At 72.7% G+C, this 14,426-nt stretch carries 14 protein-coding genes; 8 read left to right on the plus strand and 6 right to left on the minus strand.

From position 1 onward, the window contains the following. Nucleotides 1-194: 194 nt before the first annotated feature. The 4 genes from CCL05_RS09585 (at nucleotide 195) to pdxR (ending at nucleotide 3,887) form a co-directional block, all read left to right on the plus strand. Nucleotides 195-875 (plus strand): class I SAM-dependent methyltransferase, encoded by a 681-nt coding sequence (locus CCL05_RS09585; RefSeq protein WP_086560091.1) that lies wholly within the window; start codon nucleotides 195-197, stop codon nucleotides 873-875. 94 nt (nucleotides 876-969) lie between these two features. After that, a complete protein-coding gene (locus CCL05_RS09590) occupies nucleotides 970-1,575 on the plus strand; it encodes a LysE family translocator (RefSeq protein WP_086560079.1) in 606 nt (201 codons plus the stop codon). A gap of 1 nt (nucleotide 1,576) precedes the next feature. Further along, complete coding sequence (locus tag CCL05_RS09595) at nucleotides 1,577-2,287, plus strand: B3/B4 domain-containing protein (protein ID WP_086560080.1); 711 nt, start codon at nucleotides 1,577-1,579, stop codon at nucleotides 2,285-2,287. Between the two features lie 88 nt (nucleotides 2,288-2,375). Beyond that, nucleotides 2,376-3,887 (plus strand): MocR-like pyridoxine biosynthesis transcription factor PdxR, encoded by a 1,512-nt coding sequence (gene pdxR, locus CCL05_RS09600; protein ID WP_244204221.1) that lies wholly within the window; start codon nucleotides 2,376-2,378, stop codon nucleotides 3,885-3,887. Nucleotides 3,888-3,903: 16 nt separating this feature from the next. Here the strand turns inward: pdxR and CCL05_RS09605 are convergent, their stop codons facing one another. Further along, nucleotides 3,904-4,350, minus strand: a complete 447-nt coding sequence (locus CCL05_RS09605) for a MarR family winged helix-turn-helix transcriptional regulator (RefSeq protein ID WP_086560082.1) — start codon at nucleotides 4,348-4,350, stop codon at nucleotides 3,904-3,906. Between the two features lie 126 nt (nucleotides 4,351-4,476). Between CCL05_RS09605 and CCL05_RS09610 the strand changes: the two genes are divergently transcribed. After that, nucleotides 4,477-5,499: an NADP-dependent oxidoreductase gene (locus CCL05_RS09610; protein WP_086560083.1), complete on the plus strand. Its 1,023-nt coding sequence runs from the start codon at nucleotides 4,477-4,479 to the stop codon at nucleotides 5,497-5,499. A gap of 90 nt (nucleotides 5,500-5,589) precedes the next feature. On the opposite strand, the gene CCL05_RS09615 is transcribed toward CCL05_RS09610, so the two are convergent. Both CCL05_RS09615 and CCL05_RS09620 read right to left on the minus strand, forming a co-directional pair. After that, nucleotides 5,590-6,735 carry a serine hydrolase domain-containing protein gene (locus CCL05_RS09615; protein ID WP_086560084.1) on the minus strand — a complete coding sequence of 382 codons (1,146 nt, stop codon included), beginning with the start codon at nucleotides 6,733-6,735 and terminating at the stop codon, nucleotides 5,590-5,592. After that, the gene (locus tag CCL05_RS09620; protein ID WP_086560085.1) at nucleotides 6,732-9,305 is read right to left on the minus strand and encodes a M14 family zinc carboxypeptidase; all 2,574 of its coding nucleotides are present in this window, start codon (nucleotides 9,303-9,305) and stop codon (nucleotides 6,732-6,734) included. The genes CCL05_RS09615 and CCL05_RS09620 overlap by 4 nt, the downstream gene beginning before the upstream one ends. Nucleotides 9,306-9,448: 143 nt before the next feature. On the opposite strand from CCL05_RS09620, the gene CCL05_RS09625 reads away from it, so the two are divergent. Beyond that, complete coding sequence (locus CCL05_RS09625; protein ID WP_086560086.1) at nucleotides 9,449-10,276, plus strand: EI24 domain-containing protein; 828 nt, start codon at nucleotides 9,449-9,451, stop codon at nucleotides 10,274-10,276. Here CCL05_RS09625 and CCL05_RS09630 read toward each other — a convergent pair. Then, nucleotides 10,227-11,459: a pyroglutamyl-peptidase I gene (locus CCL05_RS09630; protein WP_086560087.1), complete on the minus strand. Its 1,233-nt coding sequence runs from the start codon at nucleotides 11,457-11,459 to the stop codon at nucleotides 10,227-10,229. The genes CCL05_RS09625 and CCL05_RS09630 overlap by 50 nt on opposite strands. A gap of 106 nt (nucleotides 11,460-11,565) precedes the next feature. Continuing rightward, nucleotides 11,566-12,504, minus strand: coding sequence for a LysR family transcriptional regulator (locus tag CCL05_RS09635; protein ID WP_086560088.1), 939 nt, complete (start codon nucleotides 12,502-12,504; stop codon nucleotides 11,566-11,568). 50 nt (nucleotides 12,505-12,554) lie between these two features. Here CCL05_RS09635 and CCL05_RS09640 point away from each other — a divergent pair, with 50 nt between their 5' ends. Continuing rightward, complete coding sequence (locus tag CCL05_RS09640; RefSeq protein WP_086560089.1) at nucleotides 12,555-12,941, plus strand: RidA family protein; 387 nt, start codon at nucleotides 12,555-12,557, stop codon at nucleotides 12,939-12,941. A 1-nt stretch (nucleotide 12,942) separates the two neighbouring features. On the opposite strand, the gene CCL05_RS09645 is transcribed toward CCL05_RS09640, so the two are convergent. Then, on the minus strand, nucleotides 12,943-13,524 hold the full coding sequence (locus tag CCL05_RS09645) for a TetR/AcrR family transcriptional regulator (protein WP_086560090.1): 582 nt from the start codon (nucleotides 13,522-13,524) through the stop codon (nucleotides 12,943-12,945). A gap of 64 nt (nucleotides 13,525-13,588) precedes the next feature. On the opposite strand from CCL05_RS09645, the gene CCL05_RS09650 reads away from it, so the two are divergent. Next, the coding region (locus tag CCL05_RS09650; protein WP_279629928.1) for a glycoside hydrolase family 3 protein at nucleotides 13,589-14,426 on the plus strand (838 nt) is incomplete at its 3' end.

The following is a 14,426-nucleotide window of genomic DNA, read 5'->3' on the forward strand; positions in this document are numbered from 1 at the left end:
TGCAGGTCTTCGTGGGGGACGCCTCCGGAGCCGGAGCCGTCCCCCACGAAGACCTGCAACCGCTTCCTGTGGTGGTGCGCGTAGCGCCGAGGCGGGGGCCTCGTGCCATCGGTCCTTGATCCATCGCCACCGAAGGTTTGCCGGACCGGCAACAGGAGTGGCAGACCCGTGACCCGGTGGGTGACGGTGGGCCCGTGACCGACAACATCGCAGCAGGATCGCCCGCGTCCGGAATCCCCTCGCCTGGCGGCGGATACGTCGGAGACCCCGCGGTGCGGGCCGAGTGGGACAACCGGTACGCCGACCGACAGCAGTTGTGGAGCGGCCGGCCCAACGGTGCGCTCGTGGCTGAGGCCGCCGGGCTCACACCCGGGCGGGTACTCGATGTCGGCTGCGGCGAGGGCGCGGACGCCGTCTGGCTCGCGCGCCGCGGCTGGGACGTGACCGCGCTCGAGGTCTCGGGCGTCGCGCTGGAGCGGGCGGCCGGGCACGCGCGGGACGCCGGCCTCGCCATTCGCTGGGTGCACGCCGAACTCACCAAGGCGGCGCTCCCGCCGGCTTCCTTCGATCTGGTTTCCGCCCAGTACCCGGCCTTGCTGCGCACCCCCGACGCCGCGGCGGAACGCGCACTGCTCGCTGCCGTCGCGCCCGGCGGCGTGCTGCTCGTCGTACACCACGCGGGGGTGGACACCCAGCAGGCGCACGACAGCGGCTTCGATCCGGCCGACTACGTCTGGCCCTCGACGATCGTCGACGCACTCGACGACGACTGGGAGGTGGAGGTGGACGAACAACGGCCACGCGAGGCACCCGACGGTGGCGCAGGCGCGCACCACACCCACGACCTCGTACTGCGCGTGCGCCGGCTGCGCTGAGCTTATGGACCCGTCGACTCGGCATGCTTTGGCTCTGTCCGCCGGACCATGACCGAGGCAGGGTGGGAGGACCTTGAACTTTGCGGAGGTCTCCTTGAGCATCGCGTTCCTGCTGACCACCTTGGTCGTGGTGGTCACCCCCGGCACCGGGGTGGTGTACACCCTGGCTGCCGGGTTGTCCCACGGCCGCCGGGCGAGCGTGGTCGCCGCATTCGGCTGCACCCTCGGCATCGTGCCGCATCTGGTGGCGACGATCACCGGCCTCGCCGCGCTGCTGCACACCAGCGTCGTCGCCTACGAGGTGGTGAAGTACCTCGGGGTCGCCTACCTCCTGTACATGGCGTGGGCGACGCTTCGCGACAAGGAGGCGCTGTCCGTCGAGGGGGAGGCCGAGCCGCGGCCGGCGGCCCGTGTGATCGCTTCCGGGGTTCTGGTCAACCTTCTCAACCCGAAGCTCACGATGTTCTTCGTCGCGTTCCTGCCGCAGTTCGTGCCCGCCGACGAGTCCGGCTCCCTCGGAGCGATGCTCCGGCTCAGTGCCGTCTTCATGGGGCTGACTTTCGTCGTCTTCACCGCGTACGGGATGTGCGCCGCCGCCGTACGACACCGCGTGCTGGCCAGGCCGAGGGTGATGACCGGCATCCGCCGGGGCTTCGCCGCCTGCTTCGTGGGCCTGAGCGCGTGGCTGGCGGTGGGCTGAGATGCGCTTCCGGCACGCGGACGCGATCTGGTCCGACCACCCCGGGCTCGCCGGCGGTGCGCTGTGGGCCACCGGCGTCGATGCCGCCGCCGATGCAGGCGCGCGCGTCGCCGCATACACGGCCCGTGCCGCGGCGCGGCTGGCCGGTTCCCCCGAGGGCGAGTTCCCCGAAGTGCTGGCCTGGCGGCGGGCGTTCTCCCGGATGGGGCTCAAGCCGACGCAGTACCGCTGCGCCTCGGAGTCGCTGCTGCGGCGGCTGAGGAAGGAGGGGGAACTGCCGCGCATCCATCCGGTGGTCGACTTGTGCAACGCGATCTCGGTCGCCTACGCGGTGCCGGTGGCGGTCCTCGACGCGGACCGCATCGCCGGCCCTCTGCTGGAGGTGCGCCACGCCCGCGGTGACGAGCAGTACACGACCTTCGGTGGCGGCACCGAGCACCCCCGACCCGGCGAGGTGATCTTCGCCGACTGTGCCGACCGGGCGCACGCCCGCCGCTGGACCAACCGGCAGAGCGGCCACTCCGCCGTCGGCGAGGGCACCAACCGGATCCTGGTGGTGGTGGAGGCCATGCACGACGGCGGAGCCGACGTCGTGCCCGAGCTGTTGAAGACGGTGGCCGAGGAACTGGCCGCGCACTGGCCGACCGACCCCGCGGCGAGGGTTCTCACCCCGTCCGCACCGGAGTTCGTCTTTGGCGATCAGGCCCCTTGACGAGCGCGCAGAAGCCGCGGTGGCGTATGACACCATCGGCCCGGTGAGCCAGGGGAGACAGGGATCGGACGGGACGGCCGGCGCACCCGTGACGGCAGCCGCGTCGGCGGACTGCGGAACCCCGGCCTACGGCTCCGATTTCCTGCAGCTCGACGCCGGTGACGCACCCGTCGGCGGCAAGGCGGACTGGCTGGCCCGGCGGCTGCGGCAGGCGATAGCCGACGGCCAGGTGGCGGTGGGCAGCAGGCTGCCGCCGACCCGGGTGCTGGCCGCCGAACTGCGCGTGTCGCGCGGGGTGGTCACCGAGGCGTACCGGCGGCTGGCCGAGGACGGCCATGTCGAGGGGCGTCGCCGCGGTGGGACGGTGGTGGTCGCGGCACCTCCCGTGCAGCTGTCGGCGCCCAGCGGGGTCAGGCCGAGCCGGGACCAGGCGCCCGTCACCGCAGATCGTGCGGTGCCGGCCACGCTGTTCGCCGGCGAACCCGGTGCCGAGGTCTTCGACGCGCTGCGCGCTGCCCGTGCGCGCATCGACTTCACCCCCGGCCGGCCCGACCTCACCGCCTTCCCCCGCGCGGCCTGGCTGCGCGCCGAACGGGCCGTGCTCGCCGAGCTGTCCGCCGAGAACCTCGGATACGGCGATCCCCGCGGAGCCCCACGACTGCGCCGCGCCGTCGCGACCTGGCTGGCGGCCGGCCGCGGCATCCGGGTGGAGCCGGACGAGGTGCTGGTCGTCGCCGGCACCGCGCAGGCCCTCACGCTGCTGCACCCCGTGCTGCGGGCGGACGGCATCGACAGCGTCGCGGTCGAGGACCCCGGCTCGCTCGGCACCCGTCAGCACTTGCAGAACGGGGCCCTGGCCACCCCACCGGTACCGGTCGACGACGCCGGCGTGCGCGTCGACGCACTGCGCGCCACCGGGGCCCCCGCGGTGCTGCTCACGCCCGCTCACCAGTTCCCCACCGGCGTGGTGACGAGTGGCGAGCGCCGCCGCGAGCTGATGCTCTGGGCGAAGGACGGCGGGCTGATCATGGAGGACGACTACGACGCGGAGCATCGCTACGACCGGCCGCCGGTGGCCGCGCTGCGCGCGTTGCTGGCCGACCGGGTGTGCTACATGGGCAGCGTGTCCAAGCTGCTCGCACCCGCGTTGCGGATCGGCTGGGTGGTACCGCCGCCCCGCCACCTCGACGCGCTGACCGACGCGAAACGCTTCTCCGACCTGGGCAATGCCGTGCTGCCGCAGCTGGTGCTCGCCCGGCTGATGGAGTCCGGCGACTTGGAGAGGCACCTGCACCTGCTGCGCGGCCGTCACCGGCGGCGCCGCGACGCGATGATCGATGCCATCGCCGAGCACCTGCCGGGCGCGGTCGTGCACGGCGCGGCGGCCGGCCTGCACCTGACCGTCACGTATGCGCCGGAGGTGCCGGACACCGAGCTCGCCGCCGCCGCGCTCACCCGGGGCCTGAAGTGCCAGCCGTTGTCGTGGCACCGGCAGCTGCCCGGCCGCCCCGGCCTCGTCCTCGGCTACGCGGCCACCCCGCCGGGGGCCATCGCCGAAGGAGTGGCGGCGCTCGGCGAGGCGCTGCGCGAGCTGGCCTGACGCCACCACCCCGGCCTCACTCCAGCATCCCCCGCAACGCGTTCCGCAGGGCCACTCTCTCCCCCTCGGAAAGCCCGGCCAACGGCTCCCGGGCGAACCGCAGCGACTCCCGCAGACTCCGGGCCACCCGCCGCCCCTCACGCGTCGCCGCCGCCACCTTCACCCTCCGGTCCGCGGGATCCGGCTGCCGCTCCACCAGCCCCCGCGCCTCCAGCCGGTCCACGATCCCCGTGACATTCGACGGCTCGCACTTCAGCCGCTGCGCAAGCCTCCGCATCGGCAGCGGCTCAAGGCACAGCAGGCTCAGCAACCGCGCCTGCGCCCCGGTCAGCGCGTGTTCCGCCGCCGCCTCCTCGTAGTCCTCGTGGAACCGCGCCACGACCTCCCCGATGAGCTCGACGACCTCAAGGGTCAGCGGATCAGGGCGGTGGCTGTTCTGGGAGGTGGATGTGGTGGAGGCCATGAAATCGAGGGTACCCGGTTATTTGACAACCTGAAATTTTCAGGAGCATGGTTGTTTCAGGTACTGAAACATTTCCCTAGAGCCAACGGGCCAACCGAGCCAACCGAGTCAGTGGAAAGGCGCATCATGTCCGACACCTCCGCCCTCCCCGCCGTCAGCCGCGAGTGGCACCTGGTCAGCCGCCCCGTCGGCTGGCCGAAGCCCGAGGACTTCGCCTTCGTCGAGGCGGAGCTCCCGCAGCCGGGTGAGGGGCAGGTCCTCGTGCGGAACAAGTACCTCTCCGTGGACCCGTACATGCGCGGCCGGATGAGCGACGCGAAGTCCTACGTCGCCCCGTTCGAGCTCGGCAAGGTCATGCAGGGCGGTGCGGTGGGCGAGGTCGTGGCCTCCGACGTGGAGGGGCTGGCCGTGGGCGATCACGTGCTGCACTTCCTCGGATGGCGCGAGTACGCCGCCGTGACCGCGAAGAACGCCGTGAAGGTGGACCCGGACGCCGCGCCGCTGTCGACGTACCTCGGCGTGCTGGGCATGACCGGCCTCACCGCCTACGCGGGGCTGCTGCGCACGGCCGCCTTCAAGGAGGGCGACACCGTCTTCGTGTCCGGTGCCGCCGGTGCCGTGGGCGGCCAGGTCGGGCAGCTCGCCAAGCTGAAGGGCGCCTCGCGGGTCATCGGGTCCGCCGGGTCGGCGGAGAAGGTGAAGCTGCTCGTCGACGAGTACGGCTTCGACGCCGCCTTCAACTACAAGGACGGCCCCGTGAGCAAGCAGCTGCGTGACGCGGCCCCCGAAGGGATCGACGTGTACTTCGACAACGTCGGTGGTGACCACCTGGAGGCCGCCATCGGCTCCCTCAACGAGGGCGGGCGGATCGCCGTCTGCGGGATGATCTCCGTGTACAACAACACCGAGCCCGCCCCGGGCCCGCGGAACCTCGCCCGCCTGATCCAGACCCGCGGCCGTATCGAGGGCTTCCTGGTCGGTGACCACTACGACCTTCAGCCGCAGTTCGTGCAGGAGGTCGCCCCCTGGGTCGCCTCCGGTGAGCTGAAGTACCGGGAGACCGTCGTCGAGGGCATCGAGAACAACCTCGAGGCGTTCCTGGGTGTGCTGCGCGGCGACAACACGGGGAAGATGATCGTCAAGCTCTGACACCCCGTGACCCTGGTCTGACCCCGGTCGTTGCGTACGCGGAGGCCGCACCCTTGGACGTGGGGTGCGGCCTCCGCCCGTGCCCGGGCCTCAGAGGGCGAGCGCCGCCGTGTGGATCGCCTGGGCCAGGCGGTTGTTCTCCGGGGCCGCGCCGCCCGGGAAGGCGAAACGGCGGCGTGTGTAGCCGTACGCCAGGCCGCTCCACGGGTCCGCGAAGGCCTGTGAGCCGCTCGCGCCGCTGTGCCCGATCGTCCCGGCACCGAGGAACGGGTGTGTCATGTCGGCCGTGATCTGGAAGCCGAGTCCGAACGCCTTGTGGGCACGTGCCACCAGGTCGTAGCCCACCGAGTGGATCTGGCCGAACTCCGCCACCGTGTCCGGCTTCAGCAGCGGCGCCTGCTCGCCCACCTCGCTGATCGCCGCCGCGTACATCCCGGCCAGGCCCCGCGCGGACGCCACTCCGCCCACCGAGGCCGGGCCCTTGGCGCGGACCAGCGGCATGTTGGGCAGCGAGGCGAGGTCGGTGGGTTCCGTGGCGTGGCGGTTGAAGGCGATCGAGTCGAGCGTGTGCGGACCCGTGGGCGTGGCGTCGAGGAGGGCCTGCTGGTCCGGGGTCGGGGCCATCGGCTGGGTGGTGCGGAAGCGCGGCTCGTGGGGCGCGGGCAGGCCGAGGTGGAAGTCCAGGGCGTACGGGGTGCGGATCCGCTCCTGGTAGATCTCCTGGAGCGTGCGGCCCGTGGCGCGGCGCACGACCTCGCCGGCCAGGGCGCCGCTGACCATCGCGTGATAGCCGAACGCCGTGCCGGGGCGCCAGAACGGCCGCTGGTCCGCGAGGCGTTCGGCGAGCTGGCGGTCGTCGGCCAGTTCCGCGAGGGTGAAGCCGGTGTCCGTGCCGACCACACCCGCCCGGTGCGCGAGCAGGTCGCGCAGGGTCAGGGCGCCCTTGCCCTCGGCCGAGAACTCCGGCCAGTAGTACGTGACTTTGCGGTCCAGTTCGAGCGTGCCGTCCTGGACGAGGAGAGCCACGACCAGGTAGGCGGCGCCCTTGGTGGACGAGAACACGCCGTAGAGGGCGTCCGCGTCGGTCCCCGCCCACAGGTCGACGACCCTGCGCCCGTGGACGTAGGCGCACAGCTGGCCCTCGTAGTCGGGGCGCTCCCCGGCCACGAACGCGGCGAACTCCTCGCGCACCCCCTCGAAGCCGTCGGCCACCGTGCCGTGGATCTCCTGCGTCATCCGCTCTCCTCAACTGAACCGCTGTGTGCCACTGTGAACAATGCCCTCGCCACCTGCGGGAATTCCCCCTTGGGGTGGTCCCGGAACAGTGGTTCGGTGCCGAACAGGACCGTCCGGCCGCCGCTGACCACCGAGGCTTGTCCCGCTGCCGCCGCGGGACCGCCGGTGCCGTCCGGCAGCGGGCGCCAGTGTCCGGAGAGGAGCGAATTCCCGGTCGCGTACGACTGTTCCACGCGCACGCCGGGACCGAGGCCGGTGAACCACAGCGGGGCGTAGACGAAGGCGTGCGCGGGAGCGCCGTGCGTGACGCGGCCGGTGTTCTCCGTCCGGACGACGCCGTTCGCGTCCGTGTTGCCCTCGACCGGCGTCACGGCCAGCCGGCCCGCCGCCGCGTTCAGGGCCGCTCCCGTCGCGCCCCTGCCGACCAGGCCGTGGTCGTCGAGGAAGGCGTCGAGGGCCCTGCGGGCGGAGGCGGTCAGGGCGGCGTGGTCCAGGCCGGCGGACACGAACAGCACGTCCGTGCCCAACCAGTCGAAGCCCGCGTTCAAAGCGGCCGTCGAGACCGGCGTGACGTCGAAGTTCATCTCCCGCAGGGCGAACAGCTCACCCGGCGTGACGGCGGCGGCGACCCGGAGGCGGTGCAGGGGCGTGCCGCCGGTGAGCCGTGTGGCCGCGAAGGAGACGTCGTGCGTACGGGCGGCCGCCACCGCCGCGCGGCGGGCCGACGCCGGGACGATCGCGCTGCCGTCCGGCCCCTGGCGTACCGAAACTCCCTGCTGGAGAAGGGAGTTGAGGGCCGCGACCTCGCGCGGGTCGGTCAGCCGCAGGCGCAGGTTGCCGTGAGCGGGCACCCGGGCGACCGGCGCGGCCCCGGTGACCGGGCGCAGGGGCGCACCCCGCAGGGTGCCCGACGGCACCCGCTCGACCGTGGCGCCCCACAGGCGGCCCAGGCTCCAGCCCGAGATGTCGTACATCACCGACACCTTGCCGCTGATGTCCCGCCCGTCGGCCAGCAGCACGTTCGCCATGCCGCGCTTGGGCTGGTGCAGGTCGACGACGTACGAGCCCTCGGGATACGTCCGTCCCGCGAGCCGGAAGGGGCGCGTGGCGCGGGTGACGCGGACGTCGTTGGCGAGGAGGTGGTCGACGAGGCGGGCCGCTGCCGGGGCCGAGCGCTGAGTGCGGGAGCCGCCCGGCGGGATGACGTAGGCGCGCGGGAACGTGGTCGTGTAGACGTCCTCCGGGCCGATGCCGGGGACGCCGGGGACCGTCTCCGGTGACACCGGCACCTGCGGGGCGCCGGCCGCGCCGCGGCGGAAGACCTCGATCTGGTCGGCGACGAGCGTGGTGCGGTGCTCCCGGACGTGGTTCAGGGTCGCGCGGATCGCCGCGCCCGCCACGGCCGTGTTGACCGCCGAGCGGCGGCGCAGCTCCCGGACGGGCAGGTCGTCGTACTCCTCGTTGTTCACCGCCAGCGGGATCTCCACCGTGTGCGCGGCGACCGTGCCGTGGAAGGCCGCGTACTGCGGGGTGAAGATCGGCGGCCAGTCGTCCCAGCCCTCCTCCTGGTCGCGGAACGGGATCTGGGCCGGTTCGACGCCGTCCTTCGCGGGCGTGTAGCCGAGGGCGTTGACGGCGGACTCCATGCCGAGGGCGTTGGCGTAGCTGTTCTTCAGGAACAGGTCGTACTCGTAGTTCTCGCCGTGCGGGGGAGTGGTGGGCTCGATGAGGGTGCCGTTGACGTAGCCGTGCAGGTCGAGCAGGACCGCCGGCTGCTTGTCGAGCTCGATCCGCCGCATCGCGCGGGTCTCGGGCTGGGAGGCGGTGACGAAGTCGCGGTTCAGGTCGAAGCCGTTCGCGTTGGCGCGGGTGCCGGCGATCCGGCCGTCCGGGTTGGCCGTGATGTTGAAGTACAGGCGGCTGTGGGCGAGGAGGTCGCGGGTCTGGGCGTCCTTGGCGGTCGCGAGCCGCTCGACGGTCTTCAGGGAGGCGTCCGTGCCCTCCCACTCGTTGCCGTGGATGTTGCTGTTGACGAAGACCGGGGTCTTGTAACCGCGCTTGATCTCGCGGGACTTGGCGGCCGTCGCGGGCGCGTTCTCGATCAGTTCGCGCATGCGCTCCTGGGCGCGGGCCTGTCGGGTGGTCTCCGGGGCGGTGACGGTGACGAGGTAGAGGCGGTGGCCGCCGGCCGAGCGGCCGGTCACCTCCACGCTGACCCGGTCGCCGAGGCGTTGCAGGGCGTTCAGCTTCGGGGCGATCGCGTGGTACGGGGTGAGGCCCAGCTTCAGGGACTTGTCGCCCGGGTTCTCCGGGTCGGGGGAGAGGACCTGGCGGCGCGGGTAGCCGCGGACGGCCGTGCCGGTGGAGGTCTCCTCGGGAGCGGCCAGGGCCCGCCGGGCCGCGCTCGCGGGAGCCTCGGCCGCGCGGTCGTCCACGGCCGCGCCCTCGCGGGTGACGGGCTTCGGGTCCGCGCCGGCGGCGTCGGGGCCGAGCAGGAGCGAACCCGCCGTGGCGAGGGTGAGGGTGACGATCAGTACAGGTCTCGCAGGAACGGTTCTCGTGGTGCGCACGCGTACCTCCTCCGGGGCTTCCTGAGATCGGTACGGCGAGGTGTACCGGTTCGACTCAACGGCAACAAGGCCGCCTTGGTGTCACCGGTGACCCGTACGGCCCTGTCGGGGAGTGGCCCCGCCTGCCCCGATAGGGTTTTCCCATGAGCGATCTCGGGGTGGGTTTCCGTTACCTGCTGAAGGGCCAGCGGTGGGTGGCCCGGCACGGCAGGAGTTACGGCTTCGGGCTGCTCCCGGGCCTGATCACCCTCGTCCTGTACGCGGCGGCGCTCGTCGCGCTGGCGCTGTGGGGCGAGGACGCCGTCGCCTGGGCGACCCCGTTCGCCGACGGCTGGTCGAGCCCGTGGCCCGGGCTCTTCCGGGGCTTCCTGACCGCCGTGCTGTTCGCCCTCGCCCTGCTCCTCGCCGTCGTGACGTTCACCGCGGTGACCCTGCTGATCGGGCAGCCCTTCTACGAGAACCTCTCCGAGAAGGTCGACCGGGACGTGTCCCCGGACGGCCACGCCCCCGAGTCCGGCCTGCCGCTCTGGCGGGAGCTGTGGATCTCCGCCCGGGACAGCCTGCGGATCGTTGTCCGGGCCGCCCTGTGGGGCGTGCTGCTGTTCGCGTGCGGTTTCATCCCCGTCGTCGGCCAGACGGCCGTACCGGTGATCGGGTTCTTCGTCACCGGGTTCTTCCTCACCGAGGAACTGACCGCCGTCGCCCTCCAGCGCCGCGGCGTCGAACTGCGCACCCGCCTCGGCCTGCTCCGCTCCCGCAAGACCCTGGTCTGGGGCTTCGGCACGCCGCTGGCCGTGGCCTTCCTGGTTCCGTTCGTCGCGGTGTTCCTGATGCCGGGCGCGGTCGCCGGCGCCACCCTCATGGCGCGCGACCTGCTGGGCGAGGAGATCCGGGAGGACGGCGCGGAGGGCGACGGGGCCGTCACGACTCCTCCGCAGCCACCCTCAGGATCGTCCTCACCTGCGCGATGATGTCCAGCCGGTTCCGCACGAACTCCGGGTCGGTGACCTCGGTGGTGTTCCCCGCGCCGAACTGGAGCACGGGCGTGTGCACATGGCCGCCCGGCAGCCTGTCGTGCAGCCCCAGCCGGTCCCGCAGCAGCGTCGCCCGGTAGGCGATCTCGTTGGAGAGGTAGTCACCGCCGCCGCCCGCGCGAGCGGTCGAGCCGGGAGTCGGGCCCTCCGGGCGCACGACGGGCTCGGTGCCGCCCGCCGGGATCTCCGTGACGCCGGTGTTGTCGTACACCGGGAAACGACCGGTGTCCGCGGCGACGATCGCCCGGTACGGCAGCGTGGTCGTCGTCCACTGCGGCTGCGAGGCCGGGTCGGTGACGGGGATCGTCTCCGTGCGGCCGATGGTGTCGTTGTCGGCGAAGCCTCCCCGCCAGGCCCCGTTGGTCCGCTCGACGTCGAACCGCCCCACCCGGCCCTGGCTCACGGTCGTGAACAGGTCGACCTCCGGCAGATACGGCCGCAGCGTCCGCTCCACCGTGCCCTGCGTGAAGTCCTGCCAGCGCACCGGGAACACGGCCGTCTCGATCCGGGCCGGGCCGTCCGCCGTCTCGATCACGGTGCCGTCGAGGGCGAGCGCGGTGGCGCCGGACGGGTTGGAGATACGGATGTCCCGGTCCAGGGTGAACGGGTCGAAGCCGGTGACCAGGATCCGCTTCAGGCCCTTGCCGTGGGAGTAGCCGATGCCCGTCTGACCGCGAGAGGTGCGTTCCAGTACGTCCAGCAGCGCGGCCCGCTGCCCGTCCGTCAGGCCGAACTCCGGCTCCCAGACGCGCACTTCACGCGTCATGCCGAGCCGCGCCCAGTACAGCGGCCGGTCGTCGTCCCGGCTGACGTCTCCGCCGGCGGGACCACGCCCCTGCGCCCGGTCGACGGCCCGCCGCCACAGCTCCGTTCCCTCGCGTACGACCGCCCGGCGCGCCTGCGCGTAGGAACGGGCCTCGGCGAGCGCCCGGGCGAACCTCGGGGCGACGGTGTCGAATCCGGAACGTCGCAGGATCTCCTGAGGGACGGCTCGGTCGAGCCGCCGCTCCTCGACGGTGGCGGAGGGGGCCGCCTCGGCGGCGCTCGCGGCCGTCGGGGCGCTGAAGCCGGTCAGCAGGGCCAGACCGAGGACGCCTATCCGGATACGCAGGGAATTCAAGGGAGTTCGGGCCTTCCGTCGCAGTGGGGTGCGGTCAGTGGTGCCGGACGGGCGCAGTATCGCGTGACGGGAGTGGTCCACGCCATGGGTGGGGCTCGCGCGCCGATCAGGCGGGGACGGCCGCCGCCGCTTCCCGTACGGCCCCCAGGAAGGCCACGGCCGCCGGGGTCAGGGACCGCCCCCGCACGGTCGCCGCGTACACCGCCCGGGCCGGGGCGCCCTCGTCGAGCACCCGCAGCAGCCTGATGTCCGCACGGACGGCCCCGGCGGCGAGCGCCGGCACGAGCGTCACACCGAGCCCGGCGGCGACGTAGCCCTGCTTGGCGGTCCACTCGCCGACGACGTGTGCGACACGCGGGCGGAAGCCCTGGCGCAGGGCCGCGTCCAGCAGGGTGCCCTCGGGCCGCGCGCTGCCGCAGATCCAGTCGGCGTCGGCGAACCGGCCGAGCGGCACCGGGCCCACGTGACCGGCGAGCGGATGTCCGGCGGGGACGGCGACGTACAGCGGCTCGTCGAGGAGGTGGTGCAGCGCGTACGTGCCCAGCGGGGCGCGGCCGGTCGTGGACACGATCGCCAGGTCCAGGTGACCGGCCGTCAGCCGGTCCAGCAGGGCGGGGGTGAAGCCCTCCTCGCGGGTGACGCGGACCCGGGGGTGGCGGGCGCGGAAGCGGGCCAGGGCGTGCGGCACCAGGGCCGCGTCGGCGGTCGCGAAGGCGCCGAACCGGAGCCGTCCGCCGGCCGCCTCGCGCAGGGCGTCGAGGTCGCGCCGGGCGTCGTGCAGCGCGGTGGCGACGGTCTCGGCGTACGGCATCAGGAGCCGCCCCGCCTCCGTCAGCCGGACCCCGCGCGGCAGCCGGTCGAAGAGCGGGCCGCCGCCCAACGCCGCCTCCAGCGAGGCCACTTGGCGGGACACCGCCGACTGCGTCCAGCCGAGTGTCCGTGCGGCGCCGGTGAACGAGCCGTGCCGGGCGACCTCCAGGAAGGCCCGCAGCCAGACGGTCGAGAGGTCGGGTGTCGCGCCATGCGTGTACGGCATGGCGGCCATGCTAAACATTCGCTTGTCGCATCATCAGCACCCCGCCTAGCGTCGACGGCATGCAGATCACGCTGGACAACCCCGCCTCCGCACCGCAGCCCCTCAGCCCGTACTACTCCCAGGTCGCCCGCGTCGAACACGCCGACGGCAGCGCCCTGTTGTTCGTCTCCGGCCAGATCGCCGAGGGCGACACCCTCGCCGAGCAGACCCGGGGCGTCTTCGAGACCCTCGCCGCGCTGCTGGAGGCACACGGCGCCACCCTGGCCGACGTGATCAGCATCCGCACGTACCTGACCGACATCTCGAAGCTGGACGAATACGGCACCGTGCGACGGCGGTTCCTCACCGGCACCCCGCCGACCAGCATGACCTTCGAGGTCTCCAGGCTCTTCCGCCCGGAGGCCCTCGTCGAGGTGGAGGTCGTGGCGGCCGTCCCCGGCCGCTAGGTCAGTCCTCGTTCTCGCCCAGCAGCGTCAGGAAGTCCCGGAACGCGGACGCCATGTCGACCGACTCCGGGTCCAGCAGCCACTGGTACTGCAGCCCGTCCAGGACCGCCACGAGGAGCGGTGCCGCCCGCTCGGGGGTGAGGCCGCTGGGCAGCCGGTCACCGTACTCGGCGCGCAGCGCCTCGGCCATGCCGGCGCGCGCCCCGACATAGCGCTCCGTGAAGTACGTCCGCGCCGGATGCTCCTCCGTGACGCTCTCGCCGAGCAGCGCCGAGAAGGTCTGGATGAGGGCGGGCCGCATCGCGTTGTACTCGACGAGCGAGGCCAGCAGGTCCAGACGCAGCCGCCCCGCGGGCATCGCGTCCCAGCGGTCCCGGTCCTGGAGCACCGCGACCAGCAGTGCCTCCTTGGTCGGGAAGTGGTGCAGCAGCCCCTGCTGGGTGAGCCCGACCCGCTCGGCGACCGCGGCCAGGCTCGCCCCCCGGTAACCGCGCTCGGCGATCACCTCCAGAGCGGCCCGCACGATCTCCGCGCGCCGTTCCTCACTCCTCGTCCTGGCCGTCATGGCGTCACCGTACGACATGTCGAACCGCTCATTATTACGAGGAGATAACGAAACCTACCGCGTCACAGGTAATCCGGGCACGATGGTGACATCCAGCGGCTTTCGACGTGGAGGTGCCGACGTGGCGGAGACAGCAGAGGTACGGCGCGAGGCGGCGGTCGAGGCCGCCCTCGGCAAGCTCGACCTGGACGCCAAGACACGGCTCCTGGCCGGTCAGGACATGTGGAGCCTGCCCGCCCTGCCGGAGGCCGGCCTGGCCTCACTGGTCATGTCCGACGGCCCCATCGGCGTCCGCGGGGTGCACTGGAGCGCCGACGACCCGTCCGTCGCCCTGCCCTCACCGACCGCCCTCGCCGCCACCTGGGACCCGGGGCTCGCCCACCGGGCCGGCGTGCTGCTGGCGCAGGAGGCCCGCCGCAAGGGCGTCCACGTCCTGCTCGCCCCCACGGTCAACCTGCACCGCTCCCCGCTCGGCGGCCGCCACTTCGAGGCCTACAGCGAGGACCCGTACCTCACGGGACGGATCGGCGCCGCGTACGTCCGGGGCGTCCAGTCCGGCGGCGTCGGCACCACCGTCAAGCACTTCGTCGCCAACGACGCCGAGACCGACCGCCTCACGGTGAACAACCTCGTCAGCGAACGCGCCCTGCGCGAGCTGTACCTGGCCCCATTCGAGGCGATCGTCGAGAACGCCCACCCCTGGGGCATCATGACCGCCTACAACACGGTCAACGGCACGACCATGACCGAGCACCACTACCTGGTCAACGAGGTCCTGCGCGGCGAGTGGGGCTTCGACGGGATCAACGTCTCCGACTGGACCGCCGCCCGCTCCACCGCCGGCGCCCTCGCCGGCGGCCTCGACATCGCCATGCCCGGCCCGCAGACCGTCTACGGCGAGGCCCTCGCCCGCGCCGTCC

This window comes from Streptomyces africanus (assembly GCF_002150735.1).
In the GTDB taxonomy this organism is placed as follows: Bacteria; Actinomycetota; Actinomycetes; order Streptomycetales; family Streptomycetaceae; genus Streptomyces; species Streptomyces africanus.

Bases quoted from the DNA above. Each gene is read 5' to 3' on its own strand.
- CCL05_RS09595 (WP_086560080.1), top strand. From the start codon at position 1,577: ATGCGCTTCCGGCACGCGGACGCGATCTGGTCCGACCACCCCGGGCTC.
- CCL05_RS09605 (WP_086560082.1), bottom strand. From the start codon at position 4,350: ATGGCCTCCACCACATCCACCTCCCAGAACAGCCACCGCCCTGATCCG.
- CCL05_RS09610 (WP_086560083.1), top strand. From the start codon at position 4,477: ATGTCCGACACCTCCGCCCTCCCCGCCGTCAGCCGCGAGTGGCACCTG.
- CCL05_RS09615 (WP_086560084.1), bottom strand. From the start codon at position 6,735: ATGACGCAGGAGATCCACGGCACGGTGGCCGACGGCTTCGAGGGGGTG.
- CCL05_RS09625 (WP_086560086.1), top strand. From the start codon at position 9,449: ATGAGCGATCTCGGGGTGGGTTTCCGTTACCTGCTGAAGGGCCAGCGG.
- CCL05_RS09635 (WP_086560088.1), bottom strand. From the start codon at position 12,504: ATGGCCGCCATGCCGTACACGCATGGCGCGACACCCGACCTCTCGACC.
- CCL05_RS09640 (WP_086560089.1), top strand. From the start codon at position 12,555: ATGCAGATCACGCTGGACAACCCCGCCTCCGCACCGCAGCCCCTCAGC.
- CCL05_RS09645 (WP_086560090.1), bottom strand. From the start codon at position 13,524: ATGTCGTACGGTGACGCCATGACGGCCAGGACGAGGAGTGAGGAACGG.